Source organism: Enterobacter sp. I4, from assembly GCF_022669095.1.
GTDB classification, from domain to species: domain Bacteria; phylum Pseudomonadota; class Gammaproteobacteria; order Enterobacterales; family Enterobacteriaceae; genus Enterobacter; species Enterobacter pasteurii.
Genome location: NZ_JALBUO010000003.1, coordinates 246,845 through 263,574, shown reverse-complemented (window position 1 = coordinate 263,574; position 16,730 = coordinate 246,845). Strand labels below are relative to the sequence as shown.

The window sequence follows — 16,730 nt, the reverse complement described above, 5'->3', positions numbered from 1 at the left end:
AATCTCCGCCGCACTATCTTCCTTAGTTTTCTGCAAACGCCTAAAAGCGCTGCAGCGCCCGCCGTAAACCAAGCCTTTTCCGTCTGACGACGCGCCAGTTTCGCCGCATACTCGCCTTTAACAGGGAGGTGAAAATGGGGATCCACGTCATCAGTATTTGCGCCATTCTGGCCATAATTCCGCTCTACTGGCTACCCGCTTTGCCAGGTTTGCCCACTATCTGGATGATGATTGCCGCAGGCGTTGCGTTGGCCGTGCCGCAGAGAAAATGGCTAACGTTTTCAGGCTTAGGGTTGCTCTTTTTTTGCTGGGGTATGCTGGCGGCACACCAGGGCGTATGGCCGATGAACCATTTAACAAAAGGGCCGCAGCAGGCAGAGGTGGTGATAACGGCAACGGATGGCGCAACGATGCACCAGGGGAAAATTGTCAGCCTCAATGGTAGGCGTATCTGGGGTGCAACGGGAGTGGCGATGTATGGTAACTATCTGCCACAGCGCGTCTGCGTAGGGCAGCGCTGGGCGATGACCCTGCGGCTAAGGGCGGTACACGGTGAACTCAACGACGGCGGCTATGATTCGCAGAAAAATGCCTTTGCCCGGCACCAGACGCTGAGCGGACGATTTACCCATGCGGAGATCGTTGACGAGCGCTGTAGCCTGCGTGCGCGCTATCTGGGATCGCTACAGGCTACACTTTCGCCGTATCAGTGGGGGCCCGTGATCCTGGGGCTGGGAATGGGGGAGCGCCTGTCGGTATCACTGGAGATAAAAAATCTGATGCGTGAGACGGGGACGATGCACCTTATGGCAATCTCGGGACTGCATATTGCCCTGGCCGCCTCCGTGGTCTGGTTACTGGTGCGGGGCGTTCAGTTTTTCCTGCCGGGCCACTGGATCCGCTGGCCAGCCCCCTTGCTGGCAGGACTGTGCTTTGCCGCGTTTTACGCGTGGTTAACGGGCTTACAGCCGCCGGCGCTGCGCACGGTTGTGGCACTTACGGTTCTGGCTGCGTTACGAATGAGCGGTCGCCAGTGGTCACCCTGGCAGGTGTGGCTTGCCTGCGTGGCGGCAATCCTTATTTTCGATCCGCTGGCGGTGCTGTCGCAGAGCCTCGCGTTGTCGGCATTTGCGGTAGCCGCGCTGATTTTCTGGTATCAGTGGTTGCCACTCCCGCAACCGCTGCGTGACCGCCGCATGCGGCCGCTGGCTACGCTTTTGTATCTTCAGGTCGGGATGCTGCTGCTGTTGTTACCGCTTCAGGTACTCATTTTCCATGGCTTCAGCCTGTCCTCGCTGGTGGCGAATCTGTTTGCGGTTCCGCTGGTCACCTTTATCTCTGTTCCGCTAATCCTGCTCGGTATGCTGCTGCATCTCTTGCCGATGGCCGGGCTGGAAAATGTCGTGTGGCTGGCAGCGGATAAGTCTCTGGCAGGGCTTTTCTGGCTGCTGAAGCGCCTACCGGATGGCTGGCAGGACGTTGATGAACGCTGGCAGTACCTCACGTTGCTGCCATGGCTTGCGATAGTTGGCTGGCGATTCCGCGCCTGGCGAACAGCGCCTGCGCTATGTCTGGCAGGCGGTATCGTGCTTTCCTTTCCGCTCTGGCACAGGGCAAAAACCGACGGCTGGACGCTGCATATGCTCGACGTGGGGCAGGGGCTGGCAATGGTCGTTGAGCGTAACGGGAAGGCCATTCTGTATGATACCGGTCCGGCATGGCCCGGTGGCGACAGCGCGCAGCAGCTGATTATCCCCTGGCTACGCTGGCATCATCTGAGGCCGGAAGGGGTTATCCTGAGCCATGAGCACCTCGATCACGCGGGAGGGCTGGCATCGCTACGAACGGCCTGGCCTGCCATGTGGGTCAGGAGTCCCTTACCCTGGGCCGGGCATCTTCCCTGTTTTCGCGGGCAGCGATGGCAGTGGCAGGGATTATCCTTCACCGTGCACTGGCCGCCGCAAAACACCGCCGCTAAAGGCAACAACCGCTCCTGCGTGGTAAAAATTGATGACGGGGAGCAGAGTGTTTTACTGACCGGCGATATTGAAGCGCAGGCGGAACTGGCGATGCTGAGCCACCGCTGGCGTCAGCTTGCGTCTACACTGATTCAGGTGCCGCATCACGGCAGCAACACCTCGTCCTCAGCGCCGCTGGTTCAGCGCGTGGAGGGGGCGATTTCGCTGGCCTCCATGGCCCGCTATAACGCGTGGCGTTTCCCGTCGGTGAAGGTGCTTCGGCGCTATCGAAAGGAGGGTTATCTCTGGCTGGATACCCCGCAGTCCGGGCAAATATCCGTGACGTTTTCGCACCACGGCAGGCAAATTCGCCGCTTACGCGAGCACAATTTACCGCGTTGGTATCATCAGTGGTTTGGCGCGCCCGTAGATAACGGGTAGAATATGCGGCTATTTCAACAAATGCTGGTTTTTTGAATGCATAACGACAAAGATCTCTCCACGTGGCAAACGTTCCGCCGGCTCTGGCCGATGATTGCTCCTTTCAAAGCAGGCTTGTTCGTGGCGGGCGTAGCGTTAGTCCTCAACGCGGCCAGCGATACGTTTATGTTATCGCTTCTCAAACCGTTACTGGATGACGGTTTTGGTAAAACGGATCGTTCAGTGCTGCTATGGATGCCGCTGGTGGTTATTGGGCTGATGATCTTACGCGGTATCTCCAGCTATGTATCAAGCTACTGCATCTCCTGGGTATCCGGTAAAGTGGTGATGACCATGCGCCGCCGGTTGTTCAGCCATATGATGGGGATGCCGGTCTCTTTCTTCGACAAACAGTCAACCGGTACGCTGCTGTCTCGTATTACCTACGATTCCGAGCAGGTAGCGTCGTCGTCGTCCAGCGCGCTGATTACCGTGGTGCGTGAAGGCGCATCCATCATCGGTCTGTTTGCGATGATGTTCTACTACAGCTGGCAGCTGTCGCTCATCCTTATTGTGCTGGCACCAATAGTCTCCATCGCGATCCGCGTGGTGTCCAAACGTTTTCGCAGCATCAGTAAAAATATGCAGAACACGATGGGGCAGGTTACCACCAGCGCCGAGCAGATGCTGAAAGGCCATAAAGAAGTGCTGATTTTCGGCGGTCAGGAAGTCGAAACCAAACGCTTTGACAAGGTCAGCAACAAAATGCGCCTGCAGGGGATGAAAATGGTATCGGCCTCGTCGATTTCCGATCCCATTATTCAGCTGATCGCCTCTCTGGCCCTGGCCTTTGTTCTGTATGCAGCGAGTTTCCCAAGCGTTATGGAGACCCTGACCGCGGGTACCATCACCGTTGTGTTCTCGTCCATGATTGCGCTGATGCGTCCGCTGAAATCGCTGACCAACGTCAACGCCCAGTTCCAGCGCGGGATGGCGGCCTGCCAGACGCTGTTCAGCATTCTCGATTCCGAGCAGGAAAAAGATGAAGGGACACGCGTGATTGAGCGCGCAAAAGGTGACGTTGAGTTCCGCAACGTGACCTTTACTTATCCAGGCCGCGAAGTGGCGGCGCTGCGCGATATTAGCCTGTCGATTCCGGCGGGTAAAACCGTTGCGCTGGTCGGCCGTTCCGGTTCGGGCAAATCGACGATTGCCAGCCTGATTACCCGTTTCTACGATATCGATCAGGGCGAGATCCTGCTCGATGGTCACGATCTGCGGGAATATACCCTACAGTCGCTGCGTAACCAGGTCGCGCTGGTATCGCAGAACGTGCATCTGTTTAACGATACGGTCGCGAATAATATTGCTTATGCCCGTACCGAAGAGTACAGCCGCGAAGAGATTGAGAATGCGGCGCGTATGGCCTATGCGATGGACTTCATCAACAAGATGGATAATGGTCTGGATACCATCATTGGTGAAAACGGGGTACTGCTTTCCGGTGGTCAGCGTCAGCGTATCGCGATTGCCCGTGCGCTCCTGCGCAACAGCCCCATCCTGATCCTTGATGAAGCGACGTCCGCGCTGGATACCGAATCTGAACGCGCTATTCAGTCGGCGCTGGATGAACTTCAGAAAAACCGTACCTCGCTGGTTATCGCGCACCGTCTGTCTACCATTGAGCAGGCTGATGAAATCGTGGTGGTGGAAGACGGCGTCATCGTTGAACGCGGCAGCCATATGGATCTGCTGGAACAGCGCGGTGTTTACGCCCAGCTTCATAAAATGCAGTTCGGTCAATGATTGCACGCATCTGGTCGGGTGAATCTCCTCTGTGGGTGCTGCTCCTCCCGCTCTCCTGGCTGTATGGCCTGGTGAGCAGTGGTATTCGCCTGCTTTACCGCCTCGGGATCAGGCGCGCCTGGCGCGCGCCGGTGCCGGTGGTGGTGGTGGGTAACCTGACGGCAGGCGGAAACGGCAAAACCCCGGTTGCGATCTGGCTGGTAGAGCAACTCCAGAAGCGCGGTATTCGTCCGGGCGTTGTCTCCCGCGGTTACGGTGGCAAGGCGGCGCAGTATCCACTGCTGCTGACGCCTGACACGACAACCGTCGAAGCCGGCGATGAGCCGGTGCTTATCTACCAGCGTACAGGCGTGCCGGTTGCGGTCTCGCCGGTGCGCAGCGATGCGGTTAAAGCACTGCTTGCGGAGCACAAAGTACAGATCGTAATCACCGATGATGGCTTACAGCATTACGCGCTGGCGCGTGATAAAGAGATAGTGGTCATTGACGGCGTTCGTCGTTTTGGCAACGGCTGGTGGCTGCCAGCCGGTCCTATGCGTGAGCGGGCGTCGCGCCTGAAAACCGTAGATGCCGTGATTGTTAACGGTGGCGAAGCCAGAGCGGGCGAAATCCCTATGCGTCTTCGCCCCGGACAGGCGGTGAACATGCTGACCGGCGAACGCAGAGACGTCGCGCAGCTGGATCATCTGGTGGCGATGGCCGGAATTGGCCATCCGCCGCGTTTCTTCGCGACGCTTGAGCAGTGCGGTGCCCGGCCTGAAAAGCGGGTTCCGCTGGCCGATCACCAGGCGTTAGTTGCCGAAGCGATCGAAGGGCTGACCGCGCCCGGGCAGACGCTGATCATGACGGAAAAAGACGCGGTAAAATGCCGGGCCTTTGCGAAAGCAAACTGGTGGTACCTGCCGGTTGACGCCGAACTCAGCGGCGAGCAGCCGGAACAATTGCTCAAGGAACTGCTCGCGTTAGTGCAGTAACTTCAACGCGGTTCCGGTGGCGCTTTGACTGACAGGAAAACGCATGTCTCTACCGCAACTTTCACTTGCAGCCGCACGTAACCTGCATCTCGCCGCGCAGGGGCTTTTACGAAAGCCCCGCCGCCGCGCGCGTCCAGCGGATATCCTCTCTACCGTGCAGCGCATGTCGTTGCTGCAAATCGACACCATTAACATCGTGGCGCGCAGCCCGTATCTGGTTCTGTTCAGCCGCCTGGGAAACTACCCACCGCAATGGCTGGATAATGCGCTGAGCCAGGGCGAACTGATGGAATACTGGGCGCACGAAGCCTGCTTTCTGCCGCGCAGCGATTTTGCGCTGGTGCGTCACCGAATGCTCGCCCCGGACAGCATGGGCTGGAAATACCGGCAGGATTGGATGGCGGAACACGCGGCTGAAATTGAGCAACTGATTGCCCATATTCAGGAAAACGGCCCGGTACGCTCCGCGGATTTTGAACACCCGCGAAAAGGAGCCGGTGGCTGGTGGGAGTGGAAGCCGCACAAGCGTCATCTGGAAGGGCTGTTTACGGCGGGCAAGGTGATGGTTGTCGAGCGCCGCAACTTTCAGCGCGTCTATGACCTCACGCACCGCGTTATGCCGCACTGGGACGATGCTCGCGACCTGCTTACTCAGGAAGCAGCCGAAGCCGTTATGCTTGAAAACAGCGCCCGCAGCCTGGGGATATTTCGCCCCCAATGGCTGGCGGATTACTATCGCCTGCGCCAGCCGGCGCTAAAACCGTTGCTGGAACAGTGGCATCAGGAGCAGCGCGTTATTCCGGTGTCGGTAGATACGTTAGGTGAAATGTGGCTACACGCGGATGTCGTCCCGCTGCTGCCGCAGGCGCTTGAGGGCAAACTACAGGCGACCCACAGTGCCGTGCTGTCGCCGTTTGACCCGGTTGTCTGGGACAGAAAGCGCGCCGAGCAGCTGTTTGGTTTTAGCTACCGTCTCGAATGTTATACCCCGGCGCCCAGGCGGCAGTATGGCTATTTTGTTTTGCCGCTGCTGCACAAAGGGCAGCTTGTCGGGCGCATGGATGCCAAAATGCACCGTAAAGCCGGCATTCTGGAGATTATCGCGCTCTGGCTTGAAGAGGGCGTAAAGGTCACGGCTGGCCTGGAAAAAGGGTTAACGACCGCTCTCAGTGAATTTGCGCGCTGGCAGGGGGCAGGTGAAATTACGCTGGGCCGCGTGCCCGCAGGGCTGTTTACAACCTGCCTGGGCGGCTGGGAAACAGACACTCTCTGAAAAGGGAATGTGATAAGCTTTAGCGATTACCCATACGGAGGAACTATGGATCACCGTTTACTTGAAATTATTGCCTGCCCGGTGTGCAACGGCAAACTGTATTACAGCCAGGATAAACAAGAGCTGATTTGCAAACTGGACAGCCTGGCGTTCCCGCTGCGTGACGGTATTCCGGTCCTGCTGGAAAACGAAGCCCGTTCCCTGGTGGCAGAAGAGAGCAAGCCATGAGTTTTGTTGTCATTATTCCTGCGCGTTATGCCTCAACGCGCCTGCCAGGTAAACCGCTGGTGGATATTAACGGCAAACCGATGATCGTGCACGTCCTTGAACGGGCGCGTGAGTCAGGGGCCGGGCGCGTTATCGTTGCGACCGATCACCCGGACGTCGCGCGCGCGGTTGAGGCCGCGGGGGGGGAAGTATGCATGACCCGCGCCGACCATCAGTCGGGCACCGAGCGTCTGGCGGAAGTCGTCGAGAAGTGCGGCTTTAGCGACGAGACGGTGATTGTGAACGTGCAGGGTGATGAGCCGACGATCCCGGCGGCGATCATCCGTCAGGTGGCCGAAAATCTGGCTCAGCGTCAGGTCGGCATGGCTACCCTCGCGGTGCCGATCCACCACGCTGAAGAGGCGTTTAATCCAAATGCGGTGAAAGTGGTCATGGACGCAGAGGGCTACGCGCTCTATTTCTCCCGCGCCACCATTCCGTGGGATCGCGATCGTTTCGCGCAATCGAAAGAGACGATTGGCGACACCTTCCTGCGCCATATTGGCATTTACGGCTACCGCGCAGGGTTTATTCGTCGCTACGTTGCCTGGGCACCAAGCCCGCTTGAGCATATCGAAATGCTCGAACAGCTTCGCGTGCTGTGGTACGGCGAGAAAATTCACGTTGCGGTCGCCCGGGAAGTGCCCGGCACCGGCGTGGATACCCCTGAAGATCTCGAGCGCGTTCGCGTCGAAATGCGTTAATTCGTTAACATCCCCTCGTTTGAGGGGATGTTCTCCCGCCAGGCTATTTTCCTTTTCTTGTCCATTATTGATCTCTTCCGGGTGACATCCGGGTCGCGCACGCTCATTATAAAAGCAGTAGTCTTAATGGGGGTAATCTCATATGGAACAGCTGCGTGCAGAACTCAGCCATCTCCTTGGCGAAAAGCTAAGCCGGGTGGAATGCGTGAATGAAAAGGCCGATACCGCGCTCTGGTCATTGTATGACAGTCAGGGACACCCCATGCCGCTGATGGCCAGAAGCTTTACCTCACCGGGCGTCGCCAGACAGCTGGCGTGGAAAATGTCGATGCTGGCGCGGGAAGGAACGGTGCGTATGCCCACGGTTTACGGCGTGATGACGCATGAGGAGCATCCTGGGCCGGATGTCCTGCTTATCGAGCGTTTACGCGGCGTCTCTGTTGAAGCCCCGGCGCGTACGCCCGAGCGGTGGGAACAGCTGAAGGATCAGATTGTTGAGGCTCTCCTTGCCTGGCACCGGCAGGACAGCCGCGGCCTGGTTGGCGCGGTAGACAGCACCCAGGAAAACCTCTGGCCGCTGTGGTATCGCCAGCGCGTTGAAGTGCTGTGGGGCACGCTCAATCAGTTCAACAACACCGGCTTAACGATGCAGGACAAACGCATTCTGTTTCGCACCCGGGAATGCCTGCCGACGCTGTTTGAGGGGTTTAACGACAACTGCGTGCTGGTGCACGGCAACTTCACGCTGCGCAGCATGTTAAAAGATCCCCGCAGCGACCAGCTTCTTGCGATGCTCGGGCCGGGGATCATGCTCTGGGCGCCGCGTGAGTACGAGCTGTTCAGGCTGAGCGAGGGCGGGGCGGCGGAAGATTTGCTCTGGCACTACCTTCAGCGCGCCCCCGTTGCGGAAGCGTTCCTCTGGCGTCGCTGGCTCTATCTGCTGTGGGATGAGGTCGCGCAGCTGGTCAACACCGGGCGATTTAATCGCGCCGGCTTCGACCTTGCCGCAAAATCACTCTTGCCCTGGCTTGCCTGACGACCCTTTGAGCCACTGCCAGAGGCGGCCTAGCGACTCGTATCCGACGCGGTCGCTGTGCATCAGCCATACCGGAGACGGGATAATCCGTTCCCACGTATTAAGCGGCGCGTCGATAGCCAGCTGGTTTGCCGGGGCTGGCAGCGGATGCAGGCCTTGCTTCTCAAAGAATATCATCGCGCGTGGAAGGTGTGATGCAGAGGTCACCAGCAGGAACGGTACGTCGCCGATGGCCTGTTTTACCGCCGCCGCCTCCTCTTCGGTATCCTTCGGGCTGTCCAAAGTAATGATGGCGGAACGCGGCACGCCAAGCGATTCAGCCACTCTTGCACCCGCTTCCGCGGTGCTGACCGGGTTAGTTTTTGCGGCGGCCCCCGTGAAGATCATCTTCGATCCCGGATTGGCAAGCCACAGGCGGATCCCCTCGTTCAGACGCGGCAGGCTATTGTTGATCAGGTTAGAGCTGGGGGCCCAGTTCGGGTCCCACGTATATCCACCGCCCAGCACCACGATGTAGCCCACTTTCTGGTTTCCCTGCCATGTCGGGTAGGTGTTTTCTATCGGGCGTAACAGACCGTCAGCGACGGGTTGCAGGCTGAGCAACAGCAGCGCCAGCCAGCCCGCGGTCACGATGGATTTACCGCTTTTCTGAAACCGGCTAAACCATAACAGTGCCAGCCCCAGCGCGATAATAATCAACAGCAGGGGTAGGGGAAGCATCATGCCTCCAATATATTTTTTTAGGGTAAAAAGCATCCTTTTTGGTTCCTTTTTTGACCATACAGCAGGCGATTTCCGGTGATATTACACCAGAGTGGTTCATTCTCCGCGCGGGTGTGACAAAATAGCGGTTTTGCAGTAAGTGAGTGGAACCCTCCCAATGCGGGATCGCAATTTTGATGACATCGCGGAAAAGTTTTCGCGCAACATTTATGGCACCACCAAAGGTCAGCTTCGCCAGACGATCCTCTGGCAGGATCTGGACAAGCTGCTGGCCGAATTCGGTGACCGACAGTTGCGCGTGCTGGACGCCGGTGGCGGGGAAGGTCAGACTGCGATCCTTATGGCGCAGCGGGGACATCACGTCACGCTGTGCGATCTTTCTGCCGAGATGGTGGCGCGCGCTGAGCGAGCGGCGCAAGAGAAAGGTGTGAGCGACAACATGCATTTTATACATTGCGCCGCTCAGGACATTCCGCAGCATTTGGAAACGCAGGTTGATCTGATATTGTTTCATGCTGTGCTCGAATGGGTCGCTGAACCGCAAGCGATGTTAAAAACGCTGTGGTCGATGCTGAGGCCGGGCGGTGCCTTATCGCTGATGTTTTACAATGCCAACGGCCTGCTGATGCGAAACGTGCTGGTGGGCAATTTTGGCTACGTACAGCAGGGCATGTATAAAAAGAAACGACGCACGCTTTCACCGGATTTCCCACGTGAACCGCAGCAGGTCTACGGCTGGCTGGAGGAGATCGGTTGGGAAATTACCGGTAAAACAGGCGTGAGGGTGTTTCATGATTATCTGCGTGATAAACAAAAACAGGACGACTGTTTAGACGCCTTAACAGAAATAGAGACGCGGTACTGCCGCCAGGAGCCTTATCTCAGCCTTGGCCGCTATATACACGTCACCGCGCGCAAGCCGCAGATGCAAGGATAATCTATGAGTGAATTTTCCCAGACAGTCCCCGAACTGGTTGCCTGGGCCAGGAAAAATGATTTCTCCATCTCGCTGCCGGTAGACAGACTCTCTTTCCTGCTGGCGGTCGCGACGCTAAACGGCGAACGCCTGGATGGCGAAATGAGTGAAGGCGAACTGGTGGATGCGTTCCGCCACGTCAGTGATGCGTTTGAGCAAACCAGCGAAACCATTAGCGTGCGCGCCAACAACGCCATCAATGATATGGTGCGTCAACGTCTGCTGAACCGCTTTACCAGCGAGCAGGCGGAAGGAAACGCTATCTATCGCCTGACGCCACTGGGCATCGGCATTACCGATTACTATATTCGCCAGCGTGAATTTTCCACGCTGCGCCTCTCCATGCAGCTCTCTATCGTTGCAGGGGAGCTGAAGCGTGCCGCCGACGCGGCCGATGAAAACGGTGACGAATTCCACTGGCATCGCAACGTGTACGCACCGCTGAAATACTCGGTCGCCGAGATTTTTGACAGTATCGATCTGACCCAGCGTCTGATGGACGAACAGCAGCAGCAGGTTAAGGATGATATTGCGCAGCTGCTGAATAAGGACTGGCGCGCGGCTATCTCCAGCTGTGAACTTTTACTGTCAGAAACCTCCGGTACGCTGCGCGAACTGCAGGATACGCTGGAGGCGGCAGGCGACAAGCTTCAGGCCAACCTGCTGCGCATCCAGGACGCGACGATGGCGCACGACGATCTGCATTTTATCGACCGTCTGGTGTTCGATCTGCAGAGCAAGCTTGACCGCATTATCAGCTGGGGCCAGCAGTCGATCGATCTGTGGATTGGTTATGACCGTCACGTGCATAAATTTATCCGTACCGCCATCGATATGGACAAAAACCGCGTCTTTGCCCAGCGTCTGCGCCAGTCGGTACAGACCTACTTCGATGCGCCATGGGCGCTGACCTACGCCAATGCCGATCGTCTGCTGGATATGCGCGACGAAGAGATGGCGCTGCGCGATGAAGAGGTCACCGGGGAACTGCCGCCGGATCTGGAATACGAAGAATTTAACGAAATTCGCGAGCAGCTTGCGGCGATGATCGAGGAACAGCTCGCTGTCTACAAAACCAGACAGGCGCCGCTGGATCTTGGCCTCGTGGTGCGCGACTATCTGGCGCAGTATCCGCGCGCGCGCCACTTCGACGTTGCCCGCATTGTTGTAGACCAGGCGGTGCGCCTGGGTATCGCACAAGCCGATTTCACCGGACTGCCGCCGAAGTGGCAGCCGATTAACGATTACGGAGCCAAGGTACAGGCGCATGTCATTGACAAATATTGAACAAGTGATGCCAGTTAAGCTGGCACAGGCGCTGGCGAATCCGTTGTTTCCGGCGCTGGACAGCCAGCTGCGTGCCGGTCGTCACATTGGCCTTGACGAGCTGGATAATCACGCCTTTTTGATGGACTTTCAGGAGTACCTGGAAGAGTTTTACGCTCGCTATAACGTTGAGCTTATCCGCGCGCCGGAAGGGTTTTTCTACCTGCGTCCGCGCTCGACCACGCTTATTCCCCGTTCCGTGCTTTCCGAGCTGGACATGATGGTGGGTAAAATTCTCTGCTACCTCTACCTCAGTCCGGAACGTCTGGCGAATGAGGGGATCTTCACCCAGCAGGAGCTTTACGATGAGCTGCTGTCGCTGGCGGATGAAAGCAAGCTTCTCAAGCTGGTGAACAATCGTTCGACGGGGTCCGATCTGGACCGTCAGAAATTACAGGAAAAAGTACGCTCTTCCCTTAACCGTCTGCGCCGTCTGGGAATGGTCTGGTTCATGGGCCACGACAGCAGCAAGTTCCGCATTACCGAATCGGTCTTCCGCTTTGGCGCCGACGTGCGCGCGGGCGACGATGCGCGCGAAGCGCAGCTGCGTATGATCCGTGACGGTGAGGCGATGCCGGTGGAAAACCATTTGCAGCTCAATGACGAGCATGAAGAGAATCAGCCGGATAGCGGGGAGGAAGAGTAATGATTGAACGCGGTAAATTTCGCTCACTAACGCTGATTAACTGGAACGGCTTCTTTGCCCGAACCTTCGATCTGGATGAGCTGGTGACGACGCTCTCCGGCGGTAACGGGGCGGGTAAATCCACCACCATGGCGGCCTTCGTTACGGCGCTGATCCCTGACCTGACGCTGCTGCACTTCCGTAACACCACCGAAGCGGGGGCGACAAGCGGCTCCCGCGATAAAGGTCTGCACGGTAAGCTGAAAGCGGGCGTCTGTTATTCGGTGCTGGACGTAATCAACTCCCGTCACCAGCGCGTGGTCGTGGGGGTTCGTCTGCAACAGGTCGCCGGGCGCGATCGTAAAGTGGATATCAAGCCGTTTGCGATTCAGGGGCTGCCAACGTCCGTACAGCCGACCGCGCTGCTGACGGAAACCCTGAATGAACGCCAGGCGCGCGTCCTGACGCTTCAGGAGCTGAAAGACAAGCTCGAAGCCATTGAAGGCGTTCAGTTCAAGCAGTTCAACTCTATTACCGACTACCACTCCCTGATGTTCGATCTGGGCGTGGTTGCCCGCCGTCTGCGCAGCGCGTCCGATCGTAGTAAATACTACCGCCTGATCGAAGCCTCCCTGTACGGCGGTATCTCCAGCGCCATTACCCGCTCCCTGCGCGACTACCTGCTGCCGGAAAACAGCGGCGTGCGTAAGGCCTTCCAGGATATGGAAGCCGCGCTGCGTGAAAACCGCATGACGCTGGAAGCGATTCGCGTTACGCAGTCTGACCGCGATCTGTTTAAACACCTGATCAGCGAAGCCACTAACTACGTGGCGGCAGACTATATGCGCCACGCCAACGAGCGCCGCATTCATCTCGATCAGGCGCTAGAGTATCGTCGCGAGCTGTTTACCTCCCGCAAACAGCTGGTGGCCGAGCAGTATAAGCACGTCGAAATGGCGCGTGAGCTGGGCGAGCACAACGGCGCCGAAGGGGATCTGGAAGCCGATTACCAGGCGGCCAGCGATCACCTTAACCTGGTGCAAACCGCGCTGCGCCAGCAGGAAAAAATCGAGCGCTACGAAGCGGATCTCGATGAGCTGCAAATTCGTCTCGAAGAGCAAAATGAAGTGGTGGCGGAAGCCGCCGATTTGCAGGAAGAGAACGAAGCCCGCGCCGAAGCCGCCGAGCTGGAAGTGGATGAGCTGAAAAGCCAGCTCGCTGACTACCAGCAGGCGCTGGACGTGCAGCAGACCCGCGCGATCCAGTACAACCAGGCGCTGCAGGCGTTGCAGCGTGCAAAAGCGCTCTGCCATCTGCCCGATCTCACCCCGGAAAGCGCCGACGAATGGCTGGATACCTTCCAGGCGAAAGAGCAGGAAGCCACGGAAAAACTGCTCTCTCTCGATCAGAAAATGAGCGTGGCCCAGACGGCGCACAGCCAGTTTGAGCAGGCGTACCAGCTGGTGGTGGCGATCAACGGCCCGCTGGCGCGTAACGAAGCGTGGGACGTTGCCCGTGAACTGCTGCGCGACGGCGTGAACCAGCGCCATCTGGCCGAGCAGGTGCAGCCGCTGCGCATGCGTCTGAACGAGCTGGAACAGCGCCTGCGCGAGCAGCAGGAAGCCGAACGTCTGCTGGCGGATTTCTGCAAGCGTCAGGGTAAAAATTACGATTTCGACGAGCTTGAAGCCCTGCATCAGGAGCTGGAGGCGCGTATCGCGGCCCTGTCCGATACCGTCTCGAATGCCAGCGAACAGCGCATGACGCTGCGTCAGGAGCTTGAGCAGCTCCAGTCCCGCTCGAAGACGCTATTACAACGTGCGCCAGTCTGGCTGGCCGCGCAAAGCAGCCTGAACCAGCTCAGCGAGCAGTGTGGCCAGGAGTTTACCTCCAGCCAGGACGTCACCGAATACATGCAACAGCTGCTGGAGCGCGAGCGTGAAGCGATTGTTGAGCGTGACGAGGTGGGCGCGCGCAAGCGTGACGTCGATGAAGAAATTGAGCGCTTAAGCCAGCCGGGCGGGTCAGAGGATCCGCGTCTGAATGCGTTAGCCGAGCGTTTCGGCGGCGTGCTGCTGTCTGAAATTTACGACGACGTCGGCCTGGACGATGCGCCGTACTTCTCCGCGCTGTACGGTCCGTCCCGTAACGCGATTGTGGTGCCGGATCTGTCGCTGATTTCTGAGCAGCTCGCAGGGCTTGAGGACTGCCCGGAAGATCTCTACCTCATCGAAGGGGATCCGCAGTCGTTTGATGACAGCGTATTCAGCGTAGACGAGCTGGAAAAAGCGGTGGTGGTGAAAATCGCCGATCGCCAGTGGCGCTACTCGCGCTTCCCGGAACTGCCGCTGTTTGGCCGCGCCGCCCGTGAAAACCGTATTGAAACCCTGCACGCCGAGCGTGAAACGCTTTCTGAACGTTTTGCGACGCTGTCGTTCGATGTGCAGAAAACGCAGCGTCTGCATCAGGCGTTCAGCCGCTTTATCGGTAGCCATCTGGGCGTGGCCTTTGAGCCCGATCCGGAAGCGGAAATTCGCAAGCTCAACACCCGCCGTGGTGAACTGGAGCGCGCGCTGGCCAGCCATGAAAATGACAACCAGCAGAGCCGCGTGCAGTTCGAACAGGCGAAAGAGGGTGTTGCTGCGCTTAACCGCATTCTGCCGCGCCTGAACCTGCTGGCGGACGATACCCTCGCCGATCGCGTGGATGAAATTCAGGAACGCCTTGACGAAGCGCAGGAAGCGGCGCGCTTTGTGCAGCAGCACGGCAACCAGCTGGCAAAACTGGAGCCGATGGTCTCCGTTCTCCAGAGCGATCCGGAACAGTTTGAGCAGTTAAAAGAAGATTACGCCTGGTCACAGCAGGTGCAGCGCGAAGCGCGTCAGCAGGCGTTTGCCCTGACGGAAGTGGTGCAACGTCGCGCGCACTTCGGCTACTCCGATTCAGCAGAAATGCTGAGCGGGAACAGCGATCTCAATGAAAAGCTGCGCCAGCGTCTTGAGCAGGCCGAAGCGGAACGTACCCGCGCGCGTGAGGCGATGCGTACTCACGCCGCACAGCTGAGCCAGTACAGCCAGGTGATGGCATCGTTGAAAAGCTCCTTCGACACCAAGAAAGAGCTGCTAAACGACCTGCATAAAGAGCTTCAGGACATCGGCGTGCGCGCCGACAGCGGTGCGGAAGAGCGCGCCCGTATCCGACGCGATGAACTGCATGCACAGCTCAGCAACAACCGCGCGCGTCGCAACCAGCTGGAAAAAGCGCTGACCTTCTGTGAAGCGGAAATGGACAACCTGACGCGTCGCCTGCGCAAGCTGGAGCGCGACTATCACGAAATGCGTGAACAGGTCGTGACCGCGAAGGCGGGCTGGTGCGCGGTGATGCGCATGGTGAAAGACAATAACGTGGAACGTCGTCTGCACCGTCGCGAGCTGGCGTATCTGTCAGCCGATGAGCTGCGTTCTATGTCGGATAAGGCGCTGGGTGCGCTGCGTCTGGCCGTGGCGGACAACGAACACCTGCGCGATGTGCTGCGCATGTCCGAAGATCCGAAGCGCCCCGAGCGCAAAATCCAGTTCTTCGTGGCGGTTTATCAGCACTTGCGCGAGCGTATTCGTCAGGACATCATCCGCACCGACGATCCGGTTGAAGCCATCGAGCAGATGGAGATCGAACTGGGGCGTCTGACGGAAGAGCTGACCTCCCGCGAGCAGAAGCTGGCTATCAGCTCCCGCAGCGTGGCGAATATTATTCGTAAAACCATTCAGCGCGAGCAGAACCGTATCCGCCAGCTGAACCAGGGCCTGCAAAGCGTGTCGTTTGGCCAGGTCAACAGCGTGCGGCTGAACGTGAACGTGCGTGAAGCGCACTCCACGCTGCTGGACGTGCTGTCTGAACAGCATGAGCAGCATCAGGATCTGTTTAACAGTAACCGCCTGACCTTCTCCGAAGCGCTGGCGAAACTGTATCAGCGCCTGAATCCGCAGATTGACATGGGCCAGCGTACCCCGCAAACCATCGGTGAAGAGCTGCTGGATTACCGCAACTATCTCGAGATGGAGGTTGAGGTTAACCGTGGCTCCGACGGCTGGCTGCGCGCTGAATCCGGTGCGCTCTCTACCGGTGAAGCGATCGGTACCGGTATGTCGATTCTGGTGATGGTGGTGCAGAGCTGGGAAGATGAAGCGCGTCGTCTGCGCGGTAAAGACATCTCTCCATGCCGTCTGCTGTTCCTCGATGAAGCCGCGCGTCTTGATGCCCGCTCCATCGCCACGCTGTTTGAGCTTTGCGATCGACTTGATATGCAGCTCATCATTGCGGCGCCGGAAAACATCAGCCCGGAAAAAGGCACGACCTATAAACTGGTGCGTAAGGTGTTCCAGAACAGTGAACACGTACACGTCGTCGGCCTGCGCGGTTTCGCGCCGCAGCCTCCGGAATCATTACCCGGCACGGCTGACGCTTCGTAAGGCGGGTTATTACAAAGGGCGGCGCTGATGCGCCGCTTTTTTTATTCACTTAACTTGTGTTCAGGGCTGCGTTATCTTTAAACTTCTTTACATAAGGTAAGGCAACAGCGTATATGCCTTCCTATACTGAAGGAAAGCTCCAGTACACTGGGCATGTCGTAAAAACAGGGGGC

At 58.0% G+C, this 16,730-nt stretch carries 12 protein-coding genes; 11 read left to right on the top strand and 1 reads right to left on the bottom strand.

Annotation, left to right across the window (positions count from 1 at the left end; translation table 11 throughout):
* Positions 1–134: 134 nt before the first annotated feature.
* The 7 genes from MOQ06_RS20535 to MOQ06_RS20505 all read left to right on the top strand — a co-directional run bounded on the left by MOQ06_RS20535 (position 135) and on the right by MOQ06_RS20505 (position 8,438).
* The gene (locus tag MOQ06_RS20535; protein WP_242174626.1) at positions 135–2,399 is read left to right on the top strand and encodes a ComEC family protein; all 2,265 of its coding nucleotides are present in this window, start codon (positions 135–137) and stop codon (positions 2,397–2,399) included.
* A 36-nt stretch (positions 2,400–2,435) separates the two neighbouring features.
* Entirely contained in the window at positions 2,436–4,184 is a 1,749-nt protein-coding gene (gene msbA, locus MOQ06_RS20530; RefSeq protein ID WP_176610724.1) for a lipid A ABC transporter ATP-binding protein/permease MsbA, read from the top strand.
* Complete coding sequence (gene lpxK / locus MOQ06_RS20525) at positions 4,181–5,158, top strand: tetraacyldisaccharide 4'-kinase (protein ID WP_242174625.1); 978 nt, start codon at positions 4,181–4,183, stop codon at positions 5,156–5,158. Before msbA ends, lpxK begins: the two co-directional genes overlap by 4 nt.
* Positions 5,159–5,201: 43 nt before the next feature.
* Positions 5,202–6,431 carry a winged helix-turn-helix domain-containing protein gene (locus tag MOQ06_RS20520; RefSeq protein WP_242174624.1) on the top strand — a complete coding sequence of 410 codons (1,230 nt, stop codon included), beginning with the start codon at positions 5,202–5,204 and terminating at the stop codon, positions 6,429–6,431.
* A 45-nt stretch (positions 6,432–6,476) separates the two neighbouring features.
* Complete coding sequence (gene ycaR / locus MOQ06_RS20515; RefSeq protein ID WP_006174474.1) at positions 6,477–6,659, top strand: protein YcaR; 183 nt, start codon at positions 6,477–6,479, stop codon at positions 6,657–6,659.
* Positions 6,656–7,402, top strand: a complete 747-nt coding sequence (gene kdsB, locus MOQ06_RS20510) for a 3-deoxy-manno-octulosonate cytidylyltransferase (RefSeq protein ID WP_148421040.1) — start codon at positions 6,656–6,658, stop codon at positions 7,400–7,402. Before ycaR ends, kdsB begins: the two co-directional genes overlap by 4 nt.
* A 142-nt stretch (positions 7,403–7,544) precedes the next feature.
* A complete protein-coding gene (locus tag MOQ06_RS20505; protein WP_148421038.1) occupies positions 7,545–8,438 on the top strand; it encodes a YcbJ family phosphotransferase in 894 nt (297 codons plus the stop codon).
* Here MOQ06_RS20505 and elyC read toward each other — a convergent pair.
* Complete coding sequence (gene elyC / locus MOQ06_RS20500; protein WP_148421036.1) at positions 8,415–9,194, bottom strand: envelope biogenesis factor ElyC; 780 nt, start codon at positions 9,192–9,194, stop codon at positions 8,415–8,417. The genes MOQ06_RS20505 and elyC overlap by 24 nt on opposite strands.
* A 124-nt stretch (positions 9,195–9,318) precedes the next feature.
* On the opposite strand from elyC, the gene cmoM reads away from it, so the two are divergent.
* Genes cmoM through mukB form a run of 4 tightly spaced genes read left to right on the top strand, consistent with a single transcriptional unit; the run spans position 9,319 to position 16,557 of the window.
* Entirely contained in the window at positions 9,319–10,098 is a 780-nt protein-coding gene (cmoM, locus tag MOQ06_RS20495; protein WP_148421034.1) for a tRNA uridine 5-oxyacetic acid(34) methyltransferase CmoM, read from the top strand.
* A 3-nt stretch (positions 10,099–10,101) separates the two neighbouring features.
* On the top strand, positions 10,102–11,424 hold the full coding sequence (mukF, locus tag MOQ06_RS20490) for a chromosome partition protein MukF (RefSeq protein WP_015570962.1): 1,323 nt from the start codon (positions 10,102–10,104) through the stop codon (positions 11,422–11,424).
* The gene (gene mukE, locus MOQ06_RS20485) at positions 11,405–12,109 is read left to right on the top strand and encodes a chromosome partition protein MukE (RefSeq protein WP_003858208.1); all 705 of its coding nucleotides are present in this window, start codon (positions 11,405–11,407) and stop codon (positions 12,107–12,109) included. The genes mukF and mukE overlap by 20 nt, the downstream gene beginning before the upstream one ends.
* The gene (mukB, locus tag MOQ06_RS20480) at positions 12,109–16,557 is read left to right on the top strand and encodes a chromosome partition protein MukB (RefSeq protein ID WP_176610719.1); all 4,449 of its coding nucleotides are present in this window, start codon (positions 12,109–12,111) and stop codon (positions 16,555–16,557) included. Before mukE ends, mukB begins: the two co-directional genes overlap by 1 nt.
* Positions 16,558–16,730 lie beyond the last annotated feature (173 nt).

Coding starts and splice junctions, on each gene's coding strand:
- MOQ06_RS20535 (WP_242174626.1), top strand. CDS start 135: ATGGGGATCCACGTCATCAGTATTTGCGCCATTCTGGCCATAATTCCG.
- msbA (WP_176610724.1), top strand. CDS start 2,436: ATGCATAACGACAAAGATCTCTCCACGTGGCAAACGTTCCGCCGGCTC.
- lpxK (WP_242174625.1), top strand. CDS start 4,181: ATGATTGCACGCATCTGGTCGGGTGAATCTCCTCTGTGGGTGCTGCTC.
- MOQ06_RS20520 (WP_242174624.1), top strand. CDS start 5,202: ATGTCTCTACCGCAACTTTCACTTGCAGCCGCACGTAACCTGCATCTC.
- ycaR (WP_006174474.1), top strand. CDS start 6,477: ATGGATCACCGTTTACTTGAAATTATTGCCTGCCCGGTGTGCAACGGC.
- kdsB (WP_148421040.1), top strand. CDS start 6,656: ATGAGTTTTGTTGTCATTATTCCTGCGCGTTATGCCTCAACGCGCCTG.
- MOQ06_RS20505 (WP_148421038.1), top strand. CDS start 7,545: ATGGAACAGCTGCGTGCAGAACTCAGCCATCTCCTTGGCGAAAAGCTA.
- elyC (WP_148421036.1), bottom strand. CDS start 9,194: ATGCTTTTTACCCTAAAAAAATATATTGGAGGCATGATGCTTCCCCTA.
- cmoM (WP_148421034.1), top strand. CDS start 9,319: ATGCGGGATCGCAATTTTGATGACATCGCGGAAAAGTTTTCGCGCAAC.
- mukF (WP_015570962.1), top strand. CDS start 10,102: ATGAGTGAATTTTCCCAGACAGTCCCCGAACTGGTTGCCTGGGCCAGG.
- mukE (WP_003858208.1), top strand. CDS start 11,405: ATGTCATTGACAAATATTGAACAAGTGATGCCAGTTAAGCTGGCACAG.
- mukB (WP_176610719.1), top strand. CDS start 12,109: ATGATTGAACGCGGTAAATTTCGCTCACTAACGCTGATTAACTGGAAC.